The following is a 15725-nucleotide window of genomic DNA, read 5'->3' on the forward strand; positions in this document are numbered from 1 at the left end:
CGAGAGTGGCCATTTGGGCTCCACGAAGACGGAGAGTAGGCGAAACTTGACGGTGCGCCACCATGGCGGCCGGAGAGGGGGCGGGCCTGAGCTCCGGATCCGGTCACCACTTCACAGGAGGAGGCTGGGCGAGCTCACGGGCCCGATGACCTATGAACACAGACCAACCGGAAGATCCTCAGCGTCGGAGAATCCGCGAACAGCTGGAAGCCATTCTCATCCGCAGCGAGAAGGCGACCTCGTGGCACGACGAGGCGGCCCGCCTGCGCGGGCTGGTCAACCACGAGGGTTACGTCCCCGTACGCACCAAGCTGGCCGGGGAGGACCTCGACTTCCTCTCCGGGGCCCGCGACGAGCTGCTGATGTTCTCCGAGCTCGGGTTGCGGCTGCTCGACCTGCACCAGCCGCGTGACGCGGGCGGCATCACCAGCGACGCCGCGCACCCCATCCTGCGGTGCCGGAGCTGCATGTGGAGATGGCCCTGCCCGACATTTCGTGCAATGTCGGAGTCGTTCGGCTCCACCTGCGAGTCCATCCTCCCGGAGACCGCCTGATCCACCCCGTCATCCGAGAGGGAGGCGGATCTCGAACCGGCAGCCCGGCCCCTCGTTCACCACGCCGATCACCCCGTCGTGCGCCTCCACGATGCCCCGGGCGATCGCCAGCCCCAGCCCGGCCCCGCCGTCCGCCGTCGGGGTCCGGGCCGCCTCGCCGCGGAAGGCCACCTCGAACACCCGCGACAGCTCCTCCTCCGGGATGCCGCCGCAGCAGTCGCTGACCGACAGGCAGGCCATCCCGGACTCCACCCCGGCCCGCATCACCACCGGCAGGTCCGAGGGCGTGTGCTTGACGGCGTTGACCACGAGGTTGCGCAGGGCCCGCCCGAGCGCGCCCGCGTCGGCCTCGACCGGCACCGACGCCGCCGCCTCAGCGGTGAGCACCACGCCCTTGGCCCTGGCCAGCGGCTCGGCCCCGGCCAGCGTGTCGGCGACCAGATCGGCGAGCCCGATCCTGGCCCGCGACAACCGCAGCGCCCCGGCGTGGATCCTCGACAGCTCGAACAGGTCGTCCACCATCGCCGACAGCCGCTCCACCTCCAGCTTGATCTGGCGGTGGTAGCGGCCGACCGTCTCGGGGTCGGCCACGACGCCGTCCTCCAGCGCCTCGGCCATGGCGCGCATCCCGGCCAGCGGGGTGCGCAGGTCGTGGCTGACCCAGGCGACGAGCTCGCGCCGGGCGCCTTCGAGTGCGCGTTCGCGCGCGTACGCCTCCTGCAGCGCGTCGGCGATGGCCTGGAGCTCGGCGGGCAGCCCTCGCGGCGCGGTGAACGGCGGCTCGCCGACCGCGGCCACCAGCCGCCTGCTCTCCGCCACGACCCGCCTGGCCACCACGAACGCCACACCGAGCCCGACGAGGCCGCCGACGGCGATCACGCTGAGCACGACGTCCCTGGCGGGGCCCTCGATGATCATCCGCATGGTGATCGCCACCACGCCGGCCAGGGTGGCGGCCACCGCGACGACCACCACGATCGCCATCATCACGCCGATGGAGCGGGTGCGCAGCCACCACATGACGGCCAGGCCCGCCGCCGCCACCAGCAGGCCCAGGCCTGCGGTGACCACGACGATCATGCCGAGGCTCACGCGGGGCCCTCCAGCGGTTCGTACCGGTAGCCGACCCCCCAGACCGTGACGATCCTGCGCGGATCGGTCGGATCTGGCTCGATCTTCTCCCGCAGCCGTCTGACGTGCACGGTCACCGTGGAGGAGTCGCCGAACGACCATCCCCACACCTGGTCGAGCAGCGCCGCCCGGCTGAACGCCTGCCTGGGGTTGCGCATCAGGTAGGCCAGCAGGTCGAACTCGCGGGCGGTCAGCATGATCTCCGCTCCTCCCAGCCGTACCTCGTGGGCGCCCACGTCCACCGTCAGGTCGGCGTCGCGGAGCACGCCGGTGCCGCCGGTGACGGCCGCGCCGCGGGCGCGGCGCAGCACCGACCGCACGCGCAGGGCCAGCTCGCGCGGGCTGAACGGCTTGACCACGTAGTCGTCGGCGCCCGTCTCCAGGCCGACCACCCGGTCGATCTCCTCCCCCAGCGCGGTCAGCATGATCACCGGCACCGGCCAGCGCTCCCTGAGCTTCCTGCACACCTGCAGCCCGTCGAGCTGGGGCAGCATCAGGTCGAGCACCATCAGGTCGGGCGGCCTGGCCAGCGCGCGGCGCAGCGCCTCCGCGCCGTCGCCCACGCACTCGACCTCGTGCCCGTCGCGCTCCAGATAGCGTGCGACCACCTCGGACACGTTCGGGTCGTCGTCGACCACCAGGATGCGGGTGTTCACGCCATCACGGTACGGCGCTGCGGCACGGGCGAGGCGATCACGTCATCGCTTCGTAAGCCTCGCACGCGGCACCGGCACGACGTACGGTGGCGTCATGGGTCGAGTCATCATGCTCGTGGCGGGTGCCGCGCTGGCGCTCTTCGTGCTGTTCACCTTCATCATCCCCATGGTTCTGGGGCTGCTGAAGATCGCGCTGATCATCGGAGTGATCGCTCTGCTGGTCTTCGTCGTCGTCACGCTGGTCGGTAAGTCGTCCTCGCCGCAGTGACGGCCTTCCTGTTCGATCCGTGGCTCATCGCCGTCACCATGGTGGCGGTCCTGCTGCTGGTCTCGTGGGCGGCCAGGCTGCTGCCGGCCTGCGGCGGTGAGCCGTCCGGGTTCCCCCTGGTGTACGCGCGGCGCACGGCCTTCCAGCGCCAGCGCGATCCCGACGCGGCCGGGAGACCGAGACCGCGAGCTCCTTCACCGCGCCCCGCTTCCTGTTAGGCGGGGCTCGGACCCGAGCCCTGGAAGTCTCCATGGGAGAAGGGCTCATGATCGATTCGCTTGTCTCGTTCGTCATCGGCGTCTCCGGGGGCCACGCCGCCCTCGGCATCGTGCTGTTCACCCTGGCCGTGCGGCTCCTGCTGCTGCCGCTGGGCATCCGCCAGGCACGCAGCGCCCGCGTCAGGGAACGCCTCGCGCCCATGCTGCGCGAGCTGCGCAAGAGGTTCGGGCGCGACCCGCAGCGGCTGGCGAAGGAGACGTCCGCGCTGTTCGCCAAGGAGGGCAGCTCGCCGTTCGCGGGGATCCTGCCGGGGCTGGCCCAGTTGCCGTTCATGTGGCTGATGTTCCGGGTGGCGACCCACCCGACCGCGCTGGCGGGCCACGACCTGTTCGGGGCTCCGCTCGGTCAGCAGGTCGCGGCCGTGCTCGCACATTACGGTCTGTTCAGCGGCCCATTTTCGGTCTTCGCTTTGGTGCTCGTGCTGATGGCCGTGGTGGCATGGCTGTCTTCCCGTACGGTGAAGTCGGCGCTCACCGACGACCAGCCGGAGCTCATCCGAAGGGTGACACCGTTGCTGCCGTTCGGCTCGGTGCTGGCCGCGGCGGTGCTCCCCCTGGCCGCCGGGCTCTATCTGCTGGTTTCCACGGCGTGGACCGTGGGAGAGCGCGCCGTGCTCGCTACCCGGCCTCTTTGAGCGCGTGAACCTGCCCGTTCATCTGCTTCTGAGGTGCGGGCAGGATCGCCCACACCGTTGTCGTGTCGCCGTCATGCCGCACGCCCCAGCTCTCCGCCACATACTCGACGATCCCCAGCCCGCGGCCGCCCAGCGAGGACAGGGCCGGCCGGCCCGCCCTCGGCTCGGTCGCCGCTCCCCCGTCGCTGACCGCCACCTCGATGTGACCATCGTTACGCAGCCAGGACACCCTCACCATCCCCGAAGGCAACGGGTGGGCGTGCCGTAGCGCGTTGCTGAGCAGCTCGCTCACCACGAGTACGGCATCGTCGATCGCGGGATCGAAGACCCCGCAGTCCTGAAGATCGTTGCTGAGACGCTGGCGGGCGACGGCGACGCTGGACGGCGCGTACGGCAGTAGCACCACGCTTGACACACCCACCTCCCCGTCTCCCAGTGCCCCCCGCGGAAGCACCCCCGGTACGACCGAAATGCCCCGTTACTCGATCCCAGAAACCGCATCTCGATCACAGCTTGTACACATCGGACGATAGATCAGCGCAACCGTGACCACCTCGTTACCGCACCGGTGTGTCGGATCCGATAGTAGAAGCGGACCTGAGCTGGAGCTTCATCCGGGTGCCACCACCGGGGCGCGGATGCGCGCTCACCTCGCCGCCCTGCGCCCTGGCCAGGCTCCGCACGATGTAGAGGCCGAGCCCGACGCCGCCGAACCTCCGGCGGTCGCCGGTCTCCACCTGGACGAACCGTTCGAAGATCCGCTCCCGGTCGGCCGGCGCGATCCCCACGCCCTCGTCGTCGACCACCACGACCACCCCGCCGTTCTCGCGCCAGGCGCCGACGCTGATCAGCCCGCCCTGCGGCGAGTACTTGAAGGCGTTCTCCAGGAGCTGGCCGAGCACGATGTCGGTGGCCAGCGGATCGCCCATCACCCACGGCAGGCCCACGGCGATGCCGACCTCGATGCGGTGCCTGTCGGACAGCACCGGCAGCCCGAGCGTGGCCGCGTGCAGCCGCTCGGCCAGGTCGAACGGCTCGTCGCCGACCACCTGCTCCTCCGCCCCCGCTCTGGCGCCGAGCAGCAGGTGGTCCATGAGGCTGCCGAGCGACTTGGCCCGCTCGGCGATCGTGTGCACGGCGGAGCGGCGCTCGGCGTCGCTCAGCTTGTCCCAGCGGGCGTCGAGCGTGCCGGCGAAGCCGCGGACGACCGTGATCGGGGTGCGCAGCTCGTGGCTGGTGGTCGCCAGGAACAGGTCCTTGGCCTCCTCCAGCTCCTTGGCGGCGGTGACGTCGCGGAAGTCGACGACCAGCTCGCCGGTCTCCTCGATGCGCGCGCACACCACGTCCAGCCAGCGCCCGCTGGGCAGCTGGTGGGTGACCTTCTCGCCGGGTCCGGGCAGCGGGAACGGCGGCGGGCCGCCGATGACCTCCTCGGCGCTGACGGCGGTGAGCTCGGCCGCGGCCGGGTTCCACCGCAGCACCCGGCCGTCGCCGTCGAGCACCGCGATGCCGTCGGCGCTGGCGTCGAACACGGCCCGCTCGTGCGCGCGCTGCCGCACCGCCTCCTGGTAGGCGACCGCGTTGCCGACCGCGATCCCGGCGTGCCCGGCCAGCAGCTCCAGCAGCTCCAGCTCCAGGTGGCCGGGCTTGCGCTTGGCGAACAGCGCGTAGAGCGCGCCGTACGGGCGACCCCCGACGGCGGCGAGGCCGAGCGCGATCGTGTGCAGACCCTTCAGCCGCGCCCACACCAGCCGGTCCAGCCCGGCGGACTCCAGCAGCACGGTCCTGCCGGTGCGCAGGAGCGTGCCGACCAGGCTGGTGTCCAGGTCGGTGGTGGCGTCCTTCAGCGAGTCCGGCAGCCGGTAGGTGCTGACCAGGCGCAGCCGGTCGCCCTCGATGAGCACGAACCCGCCCGCGTCGGCCCCGGTCAGCTCGGTGAGGCTGGCCGAGATGCGGTCGAGCACGGCGGGCAGCTCCAGCTCGGCGTTGATGTCGCCGACCACGTCGGTGAGCCTGCGCACCAGCCTGGCGCGGCGCGCCAGGCGGCTCTTGGCCGCGTGGTCGGCCTGCACCAGGTGGTAGACGCAGACGTATCCGGCCGTCGCGCAGCCCACGCGCAGCGCGCTGATGTCGGCCCGCACGTCCAGCACGCCGCCGTCGGCGCGCGCCCGCTTGGTGCGCAGCGACACCTGCCCGCCGGTGCGGACCCGCTCCAGGGCCGCGTGGTGCTCGGCCGCCAGCTCCTCCGGCACGATCGGCGCCCTGCGCCCGAGCACGTCGGCCGCGGACCAGCCGAAGAGCGCCTCGGCGGCCGCGTTCCAGACCAGGACCGTCTGGTCCCGGTCGATCGCGACGACGGCGTTGGGCGAGCTGTCGAGCACCGCGCGGACCATCTCGTCGTCACTCGCACCCCTTGGGTCCCCCACGACTCCATAGTGCCCGCGGCGTGGCGCTCGCGTCGGGCGATCCGTCCGATACGCTGCGGTCACGGCTTTTTCATGGCGGGTGGAGGTGAAGGCGTGTCGGGCGACCTCGAGGCCCTGCTGCGGGTGACGTCCGACACTTATCGGGGTGACGGCACGCTCGACGTCGCGCTCGGCACCTACGACGGCGCAGTCGGCAGGCTGGTGCTCGCGGTCACCGCGCGCGGCCTCGTCGCCTGCAGCTACGAGGACGAGCACGTGGTCTTCGAGCGGGTGTCCAACCAGGTGGGCAGCCTCATCGGCACCGACGCCCGGCGGCTCGACCCGGTCCGCCGCGAGCTCGACGCCTACTTCTCCGGCCGGCTCCGCGCCTTCTCCACCCGGGTCGACCTGACCCTCGCCACGCCGTTCGCTCGTACGGTCCTGCAGAAGACGATGGCGGTCCCGTACGGCACGACCACGACGATGGGCCGGATCGGCGAGCTCATCGGCAGGCCGCGCGCGCTGCGCGCGGTCGGCAACGCGCTCGGCGCCAACCCCGTGTGCGTGATCGTGCCGTGTCACCGGGTGGTGCGCGACGACGGCGAGCCCGGCGACTACGCGGGCGGCCCCGCCGCCAAGCGCCATCTGCTCACCGTCGAGCGACGCGGCGCGTGACCAGCCCGATCAGCAGCGTCGCCAGAGCCGCGACGATGGCCGCGCCCAGCGCGCCGTTCATCCACGGCTCCCTGGTGAAGCCGATGACCTCGCGCACCCCGGCCCAGAAGCCGTCCCACGGGGCGACGGTGGGGGTGGAGGTGGTCAGCCAGTACGCCGCGAAGCCGAGCGCCCACGGCACCAGCATCGACCAGCGGGCGGGGGCGTCGGCGTCGGTGTTCCACCGGGCCGCGCCGCCGAGCAGGAAGTAGTCGACGGCCAGCACCGCGAACATCGGCACGAACACCGCGCCGATCACGCCCAGGAACGCGCCGTAGGAGGTCACGTCCACGACCAGCGCGATGGCGACCGTGAGCAGGCCGATGAGGGTGCTGATGATCCGCCGGTCGACGCGCGGCATGAGGTTCTGCAGCGAGACGGTCGTCGAGTAGACGTTCGCGAACGACTGGTCGGCCTCGCGGAGCACCAGGATCGCGAAGAACAGCGCGCCCAGCGGCACCGCCACGAACGGCCCGAACACCGCCGTGCTGTCGGCCGCCACCGCCTCGGCCCCGGCGATCGCGACCGCGTACACGCCCAGGGCCAGGCAGGCGACCTGGGCGAGCGTGTAGCCGCCGACCACGCCGGTGAAGGCCGCCCGGCTGGACCTGGAGTGCCGGGCGAAGTCGGCGGCCAGCGGCACCCACGACACCGACAGCGCGATCACGTAGTCGACGGCCGGGGCGAACGCCTCCCAGGACCCTCCGGTCCGCGGCTGCGCGTCGCCCAGGAACTGCACCGCGAACCAGATCATCGCGATGATCACCAGAACCGTGATGTAGCGCCTGATCAGCCGGACCGCGCCCAGCGGCCAGACGGTCAGCACCGTGGTGATCACCCCGGCGACGATCACCCACACCGCGTACGGGACCGTGTCGCCGAAGATGGCCAGGGCGCCCTGGGCGATCACCCAGAGCTCGAACGCGCCCCAGCCGATCATCTGGATGATGTTGAGCACGGTGGGGAAGTACGACAGCCGGGCCCCGAACAGCCCGCGCAGCAGCACCATCGCGGGCTTGCCGGTCTGCGTGCCGGGGATGGCCGCCAGGCCCACCATGGTGGTGCCGATCAGGCTGCCGACCACGGTCGCGACCAGGGCGGCCGTCACGGTCAGCGGCGCGCCGCCGAGCGGGTCGATCAGGAACAGGGCGCCGGAGAAGCCCAGCAGGCTGACCGCCAGGTTGGCCCAGAGCGCGCCCTGGTCGAGCACTCCGAGCGTCTTGGGGGGCTCGCCCTCCAGGGTCAGCGGAACTTCCTCGCCATGGATGGCATGCGACATCGCGCACTCCCTACGCCGGCATTACCCGGACAGGTTCATGCGGTCGGCAGCGGCGTAGCTGCCCTCTCAGCCCGGTTGGCCCCGAGCTCCCGCGGTGGGTCGTCAACAGCCGGAGATCAACTCCGGCTGCCGCCCCCATGATGCACTATTAGTCCTGTTTCGGCCAGTCGGGGTCAGGCGACCATCGGCGGCCGGCCCGTCTCGCTGACCATGGGACGCTTGTCGTGCTCCCAGGCCTGCATGCCGCCGCCGACGTTGACCGCCTCGCGGCCCAGGCGGTTGAGCCAGGCCGCCACCTGCATCGAACGGCCGCCGACGCGGCACACGACGTAGACCGGACGGCCGGAGGGGACCTCGTCGACCCGCGCCTGGATCTGCGTCATCGGGATGTGGACCGCCTCGGGGGCGTGGCCCGCCACCCACTCGTACTCCTCGCGCACGTCGAGCAGGTAGGCGTCGTCGGGCACGTCGCGGACCTCGACCTCGGGAACCGTCATGCGCCCATTCTTACCTGCCGCGCGTCATGCTCGGCACGCTACTTGAGCAGCTTGGACATGCGGCGGTCGGCCAGCGGCTTGCCGCCGGTCTGGCAGGTGGGACAGTACTGCAGCGAGGAGTCGGCGAAGGACACCTCGCGGATCGTGTCGCCGCAGACGTCGCACGGCTGGCCGGTGCGGTTGTGCACGCGCAGCCCCGACTTCTTCTCCGCCTTGAGGTCCTTGGCCGCCAGGCCGCGCGCCCGCTCGACCGCCTCGCGCAGCGTGGTCACGATGGCGTCGTGCAGGTCGGCGATCTGCGCGTCGGTCAGCGTCGCCGCGACCTTGAACGGGGACATCTTCGCGGCGTGCAGCACCTCGTCGGAGTAGGCGTTGCCGATGCCGGCGACGACCTTCTGGTCGCGCAGCAGGCCCTTGATCTGGGTGCGGTTGCCGCCGACGATGCGTTTGAGCGCGGCGACGTCGAAGGACTCGTCGAGGGGGTCGGGGCCGAGCGCGGCGACACCCGGCACCTCGTCCGGATTTTTCACGACATAGACGGCCAGGCGCTTCTGCGTGCCCGCCTCCGTCAGCTCGAACCCCGGCGCCAGCCCGTCGGCGTCGGGCGCGAGCCGCACCCGTACGGCGAGCGGGCCCTTGCCCGGACGGACCGGCCTGGCGCCCGACAGGTCGTCACGCCAGCGCAGCCAGCCCGCCCGGGCCAGGTGGATGACCAGGTGGAGCCCGTCACAGTCGAGGTCGAGGAACTTGCCGTGACGGGACACGCCCGTGACGGTCAGCCCGCCCAGCGCGGTCACCGGCGGGTCGAACGTCTTGAGCGCCTGGAAGGCCACCACGTCGACGCCCGCGATCGTGCGGCCGACCGCCCGCTCGCCCAGGAACGCGGTGAGCGACTCCACCTCGGGAAGTTCAGGCATGCTCTCCAGACTACGCGGCGCTACGGCACGTCCCAGAACGCCAGCTCGTGCGCCATCCCCTCCGTGAACATCGCCTCCGCCCGGTCAGGATCGACGTCCGTCTCGTCGATCATCTGGGCGATCCGCTCGGCCAGCGAGGCGAACCCCGGGTCGGCGTACGTGTCGACCCAGGCCCGGTAGCGCGGCTCGGCGGGCGGGTTCTCCGCCAGGATCCGCCCCAGCGTCGAATATCCCCACATGCACGGATACAGCGCCGCCAACCCCTCCCCGTACGAGCCCGCGGACTCCAGCAGGAAGTCCGTGTACGCGACGCAGGCCGGACCCTTCACCGCCCCCTCCAGATCGGCCCCGAACTCGGCCGACAGCGAACGGTGCAGATCCAGCTCCTCGTGGTAGGTCGAGTGCGCCAGGTCCACCAGGTCGCCGACGTGCGCGTCAGGAGCCTGCCAGGCCAGCTTGGCGAACACCCGCACGTAGTCGAGCAGGTAGAGGTAGTCCTGCTCCAGCCACGACCGGAACACGGGCTCGGGCAGATCGCCCCGGCCGATCCCGGCAACGGTGGGATGGGCCAGCTGAGCCTCAAGCAGGGGACGGCCGACAGCGTGCAATTTTTCCGAGATGGTCATGCTCGCACGTTAGTGTCAGAGGATGAGCGTGACGATCGCGGAGGAGATCCTCCTTCTCGCCTTCGGCGAGGACGACGGCAGGCAGCTGCTCTCCACCATCCAGCTCGACCCCGCCGTGGCCGGCGCCCTCCTGGCCGAGCTGGCGATCAGCGAGCGCATCACGCTGCGCGACAAGAAGGTGACCGTCCTGGACCCCGCGCCGCTGGGCGACGACGAGCTCGACGCCGCGCTCGCGCGCATCGCCGGCAGCCCGAAGGAGCGCGGGCCCGCCTGGTGGGTGCAGCAGCTGCAGTCGGGCAAGCTCCGCACCCGCCTGCTCACCCGGCTCGCCGCCGCGGGCGTGCTGGCCGAGGAGCGCGGCCGGGTGTTCGGCATCTTCCGCACCACCCGCTGGCCCGAGCTCGACGGCAGCGTCGAGTCGCGGGTGCGTGAGCGGGTCGCGGGCGCGCTGGGCGGCGCCGAGCCCGACCCGCGCACCGCCGTGCTCATCGCGGTCATGCACGCCGCCAAGCTCGACCGCAAGGCGTTCCCCGGCGCCGACAAGGGCCGGGTCAAGGAGATCGCGGCCGGCGCGTGGGAGGCCGAGGCCGTGGCGCAGACGATCGCCGCGATCAACGCGGGCATCTCGATCGCCGTCACCACGGCCGCCATCACCGCGACGGGCTAACCCGCGTCGAGGATCTCCTTCGGCACCGGCTGGTCGGCGGCCAGCGCCTCGAACAGGGCCAGCGCCTTGGCCCTGTCCCACTTGACGGCCTCGCCGCCCGCGACGTTCTCGGTGCCGCCGAAGGGCACCACCGTGGTCACCGGGCTGTCGCCCATGGCCAGGCCCAGCGAGAGCATGTCGAACACGCCGGTGTCCTCGTCGACCGCCACGGCGTCGGTGGCGCTCATCGCCAGCGGGATCGAGGTGAACGGGTTGATCAGGGTGCCGGGGCTGGCCGCCTTCTTCACCACCGCGCTGAGGAACTGGCGCTGCCGCTTGGTCCGCTCGTAGTCGGGCAGCGCCCCGCCCTTGCGGGTGCGGACGTAGCCGAGCGCCTGGGCGCCGGTGAGGGTCTGGGTGCCCTTCTTGAGCTTCAGGCCCGCCTTGGGGTCGTTGACCGCGGCCCGCACGTTGATCTCGACGCCGCCGACGGCATCGACGATCTCGACGAAGCCGGCGAAGCCGATCTCCATGTAGTTGTCGACGCGGATGCCCGTGACCGTCTCGACGGTGCGGACCAGGAGCTTGGGCCCGCCGATCGCGTAGGCGGCGTTGAGCTTGTTGCGGCCCTGGCCGGGGACGGTGACGGCGGAGTCGCGCGGCAGGCTGACCAGCGTCGGCCGGTCGCTCCCTTCGGGCAGGTGGAGCAGCATCATCGAGTCGGTGCGCTGGCCCTCGCTGTTGCCGGTGGCGAGCTTCCTGCGCTCGCGGGCCGACAGGCCCTTGCGGCTGTCGGAGCCGACCAGGAGCCAGTTGGTGCCGGGGGTGTCGGCCGGGCGGCCCTCGTAGTCGTCCAGGATCCCGGCGGGCAGCCCGCCCAGCCGCCCGTCGATCCAGAAGAGCATGCCCGCGGCGGTCACCACCAGCGCCACCAGGAGCGCGAGGAGGATCTTGAGAACGGTGCCGCCCTTGATCCGCCGGCGCGGCGGCCGTTGTCCGGGCGGCGGGGGCGGCCGGTCGGAGGTGCTCCGCATGGGCCTGACAGGGCTGCTGCCCGACCGGCGCTTGCCGTACACCCGCGAGCTGGACCGCGGCACGTCGTCGGCGACCGGCTGCGGCGGGGGCTGCGGGAAGTGGTGCGCCGGGGCCCCCGCCGCACGCGGCCCGTCCTTGCTGGAAGGCAGCGGGCGACGCTCGCCCGGCGAGCGCATGGCCCGCGTCCGGTCGTCCTCAGCCACGTGGCTCCTTCTTCCCCTTGCTTGACATAGTCGCCCTGACATAGAAGCTACGTCCAACACTTCGCTCAGTGCAGTCCACCGGCCATTGTTCCGCCACGGAAAAGTACGTAGAACCAGGCAGATAAGACCACCGGAAACACAGAGGCCATCCGCATCGTTAGTTTTATGGACCAGCTCTAAAGAAGGGATGATCGTGTCCACTGCGGACCCATGGAGTAGCCGCCCGTGCACATGCACGGGTTCCCCTGAGAGCTCGCAGCGGTGAGCGCCTATCTGGGCCTGATGGCCCTCTTCCTGCTCACAGCCGCGACGGGCTACTTCGTCGCCCAGGAGTTCGCCTTCGTCGCCGTCGACCGGGCCGTCCTGCGCGAGCAGGCCGCGGCCGGTGACCAGGCCGCCGAGAAGGCACTCCGCGTGACCTCACGCCTCTCGTTCATGCTGTCGGGCGCCCAGCTCGGCATCACCGTCACCGCCCTGCTGGTCGGCTTCCTGGCCGAGCCCGCCATCGCCGTGATCGTGCGGCCCTGGCTGACGGACGCCGGCTTCTCCGACGCCCTCATCACCGGGCTCTCCGTCGCCATCGGCGTGGGCGTGGCCACCGTGGTGCAGATGGTGCTCGGCGAGCTCGCGCCGAAGAACCTCGGCATCGCCAGGCCGGAGCAGGTGGCGAAGTTCCTGGCCGGATCGACCCTCGTCTACCTGGCCGTGGTCGGGCCGGTGATCCGGCTGTTCGACTCGGCGGCGACCGGGCTGCTCAGGAAGGTGGGCATCGAGCCCGTCGAGGAGGTGGAGCACGGCGCCACCCCCGAGGAGCTCTCCCGGATCATCGAGGAGTCCACGGAGGCCGGTGAGCTGCCGCCTCGCCTGTCGGAGCTGCTGGAGCGCGCCCTGGAGTTCGGCGACCACACGGCCGAGGAGATCATGGTGCCGCGGCCCCGGGTGGTGGCGCTGCGCGCCGCCCAGCCGATCTCCGAGCTGCTGGAGACCATGCGCCAGTGCGGCCACTCCCGCTACCCCGTGCTCGGCGACGACGGCGACGTGGCCGGCGTGACCGGCGTGCGCGAGCTGCTCGCCTCCGGGATCGAGGAGGGCGCCGTGCGCGACATCACCCGCCCGGCGCTGCTCGTGCCCGACTCGCTGCCGCTTCCCGCGGTGCTCGACCGCATGCGCGTCGCCAAGGACGACATCGCCTGCGTCATCGACGAGTACGGCGGCCTGGCGGGTGTGATCACCGTCGAGGACCTGGCCGAGGAGCTCGTCGGCGAGCTCGTCGACGAGAACGACCCGGACCCGGTGGGCGCCGTGCGGCAGCCCGGCGGCGTCTGGGAGGTGCCCGGCAGGCTGCGGCTCGACGAGGTCGAGCGGGCCACCGGCATCGCGCTGCCGGAAAGCGACGACTACGACACGCTCGGCGGGCTGATCCTGGCCGAGCTGGGCCGGATGCCCGAGCCTGGCGACACGGTGACGGTGCCGACCGTCGTCGAGGCCGACCCGTTCGAGTACGACGACGGCGGCGACCGCCACGTGGCCGAGCTGACCGTGATCTCGCTCAACCGGCGCGTGCCCGAATGGGTGCGGCTGGCGCCCGCCCAGCAGCCCGCGGAGGCGACCCGATGACGATGATCATGATCAGCGTCGCGCTGCTGGCGTTCAACGCGCTGTTCGTCGCCGCCGAGTTCGCCTTCGTGTCCTCCCGGCGGCACCGCCTGGAGGAGATCGCGGCGGGCGGCAACCGGCTCGTCAGGATCGCGGCCAGGTCGGCCGCGGGCGGCAGCCGCCAGCTCTCCCTGATGCTGGCCGGCGCCCAGCTCGGCATCACGCTGTGCACGCTGGGCCTCGGGTACGTGACCGAGCCGGCCATCGAGCACTACCTCGAACCGGTGTTCGCGGCCATCGGCGTGGCAGAGCCGCTGCGCATGCCGATCGCGCTGACGCTCTCGCTGGCCCTGGTGACGTTCCTGCACATGGTGGTGGGCGAGATGGCGCCCAAGTCGTGGGCGCTGACCCACCCCGAGCAGGCGGCGCTGCTGCTCACCCTGCCGTTCAGGGCCTTCACCTCGGTGATGCGGCCGCTGCTGTCGTCGCTCAACGGCCTGACCAACCTCGGCCTGCGGCTCTTCGGGGTGCAGCCGCGCAACGAGCTGGCCACCACCAGGACGCCGCGCCAGCTCGCCATGCTGGTCGGCGAGTCCGGCCGGATGGGGCTGCTCGACCGGGAGGAGCACGACCTGCTGACCCGGGCGCTGCGGTTCGAGGCCGAGGGCATCGAGCGCCTCATGGTGCCGATCGGCCGGGCGGTCACCGTACCCCCGCGGGCCGGCACGGCCGAGATCCGGCGCGTGGCGGCCGGCAGCGGCCACCTCAGGCTGCTCGTGAGCGACGGCGGCGAGGTGGCGGGGGTCCTGCACGCCCGTGACGCCCTGCTGGAGCCCGGACGTACGGCGAGCGAGCTCGCCAGGCCGGTGCCGAAGCTGCCGAGCCTCACGCAGGTCCCCGAGGCCGTGGCGGCCCTTCAGGAGGCCCGTGCGCACCTGGCGCTGGTCACCGGAGGCGACGGCGCGGTCATCGGCATGGTGAGCCTCACCGACCTGCTGGGGCAGTTGCTGGACACGCGCAAGCTGGCGGCCTGACCTCAGCTTCGCTCTGAGCGAAACAATGGGCCCCGGCCGGAAGCGGTTTGAAAGCGAGCTGCAACCGGCCGGGCGTACCTTTCGCCCGGCGGGTACGGCCGGGAGGCCGCAAGCGGACAGGATGTCGAGGAAAAGATGAAGCCCCGGCTCTTGCGAACCGGGGCTGTTCTTCGCCAGGGTGGATCTGCCGATTTTCATCGACCCTACCGAGGTGGGCGAGGAGGGATTTGAACCCTCACGTCCTTTCGGACACACGGACCTGAACCGTGCGCGTCTGCCGTTCCGCCACCCGCCCTTGTGGGTGCGGAGAAACACTAGCACGTAACAGCCACTGGTACTGAACCCGGATACGATCGCATAAGACACGGGAGCGGAGGAGCTGGGCGCGAGTGCCTCAGGAGCGCCGGGGGCCGCCGCCTCGTGGTTCGAGCGGAGACCGGGCGCCACGCGCGCCGGGGGGCCGCGATCATATGCACGGAGGAAGGGAGGTACCCGGTGGGAGTCCTTCAGCGCTTCGAGCGACGGCTCGAAGGCTTGGTTGAGGGGGCCTTTGCGCGGGCGTTCAAATCTGACCTTCAGCCGGTCGAGGTCGCCAGCGCGGTGCAGCGGGAGATGGACGAGCGGGCGGCGATCGTCGCCCAGGGCCGTACCCTCGTCCCGAACGACTTCGTGGTGGAGCTGTCCACGACCGACGCCGAGCGGCTAGAGGTCTACGCCGACAGCATCAGCCACGAGCTGGCCAACCTCGCCAGGGAGTACGCCAAGGAACAGGGCTACTCCTTCGTGGGACCGGTCCGGGTCCGATTCGAGACGGCGGGCGACCTGGCGGTGGGCTTGTTCCGCATCAGGTCCGGCGTCATCCGGGGCGCGACGGTTGAGCAGGACGAGATCCGCCAGCCGGCGAGCGACCTGCCCCCGTCACGTCCCAACGCGTTCGGCGGGCGGCCCCGGCTGCTCGTCAGCACCCAGGACGATCCGCAGGGCGACCGCTCCTACGAGCTCACCACGCCGGTGACCTTGCTGGGGCGCGGCACCGACTGCGATCTTCGTCTCGTCGACCCCGGCGTCTCCCGCCACCACGCGGAGCTGCGCGTCGAGGGTCAGCAAGTCGTGCTGGTCGACCTCGGGTCGACCAACGGCACTTTCGTCAACGGCCAGCCGGTACGCAGAATCGAGCTCCAGAACGGCACGCGAGTGACGCTGGGGCGCACGACTCTGGTGTTCCGGCGCGATTAGAGGTAGACAGACGGT

The 15725-nt window shown here is 71.4% G+C and carries 18 protein-coding genes, 1 tRNA gene and 1 riboswitch; of the genes, 9 read left to right on the plus strand and 10 right to left on the minus strand.

The features are described 5' to 3' along the window. The first annotated feature begins 152 nt into the window (after nucleotides 1-152). Entirely contained in the window at nucleotides 153-554 is a 402-nt protein-coding gene (locus tag AB0K05_RS30720) for a hypothetical protein (RefSeq protein ID WP_148036067.1), read from the plus strand. A gap of 9 nt (nucleotides 555-563) precedes the next feature. Here AB0K05_RS30720 and AB0K05_RS30725 read toward each other — a convergent pair whose 3' ends face one another. Both AB0K05_RS30725 and AB0K05_RS30730 read right to left on the minus strand, forming a co-directional pair. Continuing rightward, nucleotides 564-1646, minus strand: a complete 1083-nt coding sequence (locus AB0K05_RS30725; protein ID WP_271276260.1) for a HAMP domain-containing sensor histidine kinase — start codon at nucleotides 1644-1646, stop codon at nucleotides 564-566. Continuing rightward, complete coding sequence (locus tag AB0K05_RS30730) at nucleotides 1643-2341, minus strand: response regulator transcription factor (RefSeq protein WP_148036066.1); 699 nt, start codon at nucleotides 2339-2341, stop codon at nucleotides 1643-1645. The genes AB0K05_RS30725 and AB0K05_RS30730 overlap by 4 nt, the downstream gene beginning before the upstream one ends. 94 nt (nucleotides 2342-2435) lie before the next feature. Between AB0K05_RS30730 and AB0K05_RS30735 the strand changes: the two genes are divergently transcribed. The 3 genes from AB0K05_RS30735 to yidC are packed head-to-tail and all read left to right on the plus strand — an operon-like array spanning nucleotide 2436 to nucleotide 3522. Beyond that, nucleotides 2436-2609 carry a hypothetical protein gene (locus AB0K05_RS30735; protein WP_187281667.1) on the plus strand — a complete coding sequence of 58 codons (174 nt, stop codon included), beginning with the start codon at nucleotides 2436-2438 and terminating at the stop codon, nucleotides 2607-2609. Next, nucleotides 2606-2827, plus strand: a complete 222-nt coding sequence (locus tag AB0K05_RS30740; RefSeq protein WP_148036065.1) for a DUF6412 domain-containing protein — start codon at nucleotides 2606-2608, stop codon at nucleotides 2825-2827. Before AB0K05_RS30735 ends, AB0K05_RS30740 begins: the two co-directional genes overlap by 4 nt. A 47-nt stretch (nucleotides 2828-2874) precedes the next feature. Continuing rightward, nucleotides 2875-3522, plus strand: coding sequence for a membrane protein insertase YidC (gene yidC, locus AB0K05_RS30745; RefSeq protein ID WP_271276259.1), 648 nt, complete (start codon nucleotides 2875-2877; stop codon nucleotides 3520-3522). Here the strand turns inward: yidC and AB0K05_RS30750 are convergent. Both AB0K05_RS30750 and AB0K05_RS30755 read right to left on the minus strand, forming a co-directional pair. After that, nucleotides 3506-3937, minus strand: a complete 432-nt coding sequence (locus tag AB0K05_RS30750; RefSeq protein ID WP_261809001.1) for an ATP-binding protein — start codon at nucleotides 3935-3937, stop codon at nucleotides 3506-3508. The two genes, yidC and AB0K05_RS30750, sit on opposite strands and share 17 nt — an antisense overlap. 142 nt (nucleotides 3938-4079) lie before the next feature. Continuing rightward, nucleotides 4080-5915 carry a PAS domain S-box protein gene (locus AB0K05_RS30755; RefSeq protein ID WP_271276289.1) on the minus strand — a complete coding sequence of 612 codons (1836 nt, stop codon included), beginning with the start codon at nucleotides 5913-5915 and terminating at the stop codon, nucleotides 4080-4082. Nucleotides 5916-6041: 126 nt separating this feature from the next. Here AB0K05_RS30755 and AB0K05_RS30760 point away from each other — a divergent pair, with 126 nt between their 5' ends. Beyond that, complete coding sequence (locus AB0K05_RS30760; protein WP_271276258.1) at nucleotides 6042-6602, plus strand: methylated-DNA--[protein]-cysteine S-methyltransferase; 561 nt, start codon at nucleotides 6042-6044, stop codon at nucleotides 6600-6602. Here AB0K05_RS30760 and AB0K05_RS30765 read toward each other — a convergent pair. From AB0K05_RS30765 to AB0K05_RS30780, 4 genes are all read right to left on the minus strand, one after another. Continuing rightward, nucleotides 6577-7920: a cytosine permease gene (locus AB0K05_RS30765; protein WP_148036061.1), complete on the minus strand. Its 1344-nt coding sequence runs from the start codon at nucleotides 7918-7920 to the stop codon at nucleotides 6577-6579. The two genes, AB0K05_RS30760 and AB0K05_RS30765, sit on opposite strands and share 26 nt — an antisense overlap. After that, a riboswitch (TPP riboswitch) is annotated at nucleotides 7911-8023 on the minus strand. It overlaps the preceding gene by 10 nt. 70 nt (nucleotides 8024-8093) lie before the next feature. Next, nucleotides 8094-8417 (minus strand): rhodanese-like domain-containing protein, encoded by a 324-nt coding sequence (locus AB0K05_RS30770; protein WP_364233767.1) that lies wholly within the window; start codon nucleotides 8415-8417, stop codon nucleotides 8094-8096. 38 nt (nucleotides 8418-8455) lie between these two features. Further along, nucleotides 8456-9334 (minus strand): DNA-formamidopyrimidine glycosylase family protein, encoded by an 879-nt coding sequence (locus tag AB0K05_RS30775; RefSeq protein WP_364233770.1) that lies wholly within the window; start codon nucleotides 9332-9334, stop codon nucleotides 8456-8458. Nucleotides 9335-9354: 20 nt separating this feature from the next. Further along, nucleotides 9355-9960 carry a transcriptional regulator gene (locus tag AB0K05_RS30780; protein WP_271276256.1) on the minus strand — a complete coding sequence of 202 codons (606 nt, stop codon included), beginning with the start codon at nucleotides 9958-9960 and terminating at the stop codon, nucleotides 9355-9357. Nucleotides 9961-9982: 22 nt separating this feature from the next. Between AB0K05_RS30780 and AB0K05_RS30785 the strand changes: the two genes are divergently transcribed. Continuing rightward, complete coding sequence (locus AB0K05_RS30785; RefSeq protein WP_271276255.1) at nucleotides 9983-10627, plus strand: GPP34 family phosphoprotein; 645 nt, start codon at nucleotides 9983-9985, stop codon at nucleotides 10625-10627. Here the strand turns inward: AB0K05_RS30785 and AB0K05_RS30790 are convergent. Continuing rightward, a complete protein-coding gene (locus tag AB0K05_RS30790; RefSeq protein ID WP_271276254.1) occupies nucleotides 10624-11844 on the minus strand; it encodes an LCP family protein in 1221 nt (406 codons plus the stop codon). The genes AB0K05_RS30785 and AB0K05_RS30790 overlap by 4 nt on opposite strands. A gap of 261 nt (nucleotides 11845-12105) precedes the next feature. Between AB0K05_RS30790 and AB0K05_RS30795 the strand changes: the two genes are divergently transcribed. Then, nucleotides 12106-13461 carry a hemolysin family protein gene (locus tag AB0K05_RS30795; RefSeq protein ID WP_271276253.1) on the plus strand — a complete coding sequence of 452 codons (1356 nt, stop codon included), beginning with the start codon at nucleotides 12106-12108 and terminating at the stop codon, nucleotides 13459-13461. Further along, a complete protein-coding gene (locus AB0K05_RS30800; protein WP_219550773.1) occupies nucleotides 13458-14474 on the plus strand; it encodes a hemolysin family protein in 1017 nt (338 codons plus the stop codon). The genes AB0K05_RS30795 and AB0K05_RS30800 overlap by 4 nt, the downstream gene beginning before the upstream one ends. A 212-nt stretch (nucleotides 14475-14686) precedes the next feature. Here AB0K05_RS30800 and AB0K05_RS30805 read toward each other — a convergent pair. Next, nucleotides 14687-14769 (minus strand) — tRNA-Leu (locus tag AB0K05_RS30805). Between the two features lie 200 nt (nucleotides 14770-14969). Between AB0K05_RS30805 and AB0K05_RS30810 the strand changes: the two genes are divergently transcribed. After that, nucleotides 14970-15710: a DUF3662 and FHA domain-containing protein gene (locus AB0K05_RS30810; protein ID WP_219550775.1), complete on the plus strand. Its 741-nt coding sequence runs from the start codon at nucleotides 14970-14972 to the stop codon at nucleotides 15708-15710. The last annotated feature ends 15 nt before the right edge of the window (nucleotides 15711-15725 follow it).

Origin of the sequence: Nonomuraea sp. NPDC049486, from assembly GCF_040676925.1 — a bacterium.
In the GTDB taxonomy this organism is placed as follows: Bacteria; Actinomycetota; Actinomycetes; order Streptosporangiales; family Streptosporangiaceae; genus Nonomuraea; species Nonomuraea ferruginea.

Bases quoted from the DNA above. Each gene is read 5' to 3' on its own strand.
- AB0K05_RS30800 (WP_219550773.1), top strand. From the start codon at position 13,458: ATGACGATGATCATGATCAGCGTCGCGCTGCTGGCGTTCAACGCGCTG.
- AB0K05_RS30770 (WP_364233767.1), bottom strand. From the start codon at position 8,417: ATGACGGTTCCCGAGGTCGAGGTCCGCGACGTGCCCGACGACGCCTAC.
- AB0K05_RS30735 (WP_187281667.1), top strand. From the start codon at position 2,436: ATGGGTCGAGTCATCATGCTCGTGGCGGGTGCCGCGCTGGCGCTCTTC.
- AB0K05_RS30780 (WP_271276256.1), bottom strand. From the start codon at position 9,960: ATGACCATCTCGGAAAAATTGCACGCTGTCGGCCGTCCCCTGCTTGAG.
- AB0K05_RS30720 (WP_148036067.1), top strand. From the start codon at position 153: ATGAACACAGACCAACCGGAAGATCCTCAGCGTCGGAGAATCCGCGAA.
- AB0K05_RS30755 (WP_271276289.1), bottom strand. From the start codon at position 5,915: ATGGTCCGCGCGGTGCTCGACAGCTCGCCCAACGCCGTCGTCGCGATC.
- yidC (WP_271276259.1), top strand. From the start codon at position 2,875: ATGATCGATTCGCTTGTCTCGTTCGTCATCGGCGTCTCCGGGGGCCAC.
- AB0K05_RS30765 (WP_148036061.1), bottom strand. From the start codon at position 7,920: ATGTCGCATGCCATCCATGGCGAGGAAGTTCCGCTGACCCTGGAGGGC.
- AB0K05_RS30775 (WP_364233770.1), bottom strand. From the start codon at position 9,334: ATGCCTGAACTTCCCGAGGTGGAGTCGCTCACCGCGTTCCTGGGCGAG.
- AB0K05_RS30785 (WP_271276255.1), top strand. From the start codon at position 9,983: ATGAGCGTGACGATCGCGGAGGAGATCCTCCTTCTCGCCTTCGGCGAG.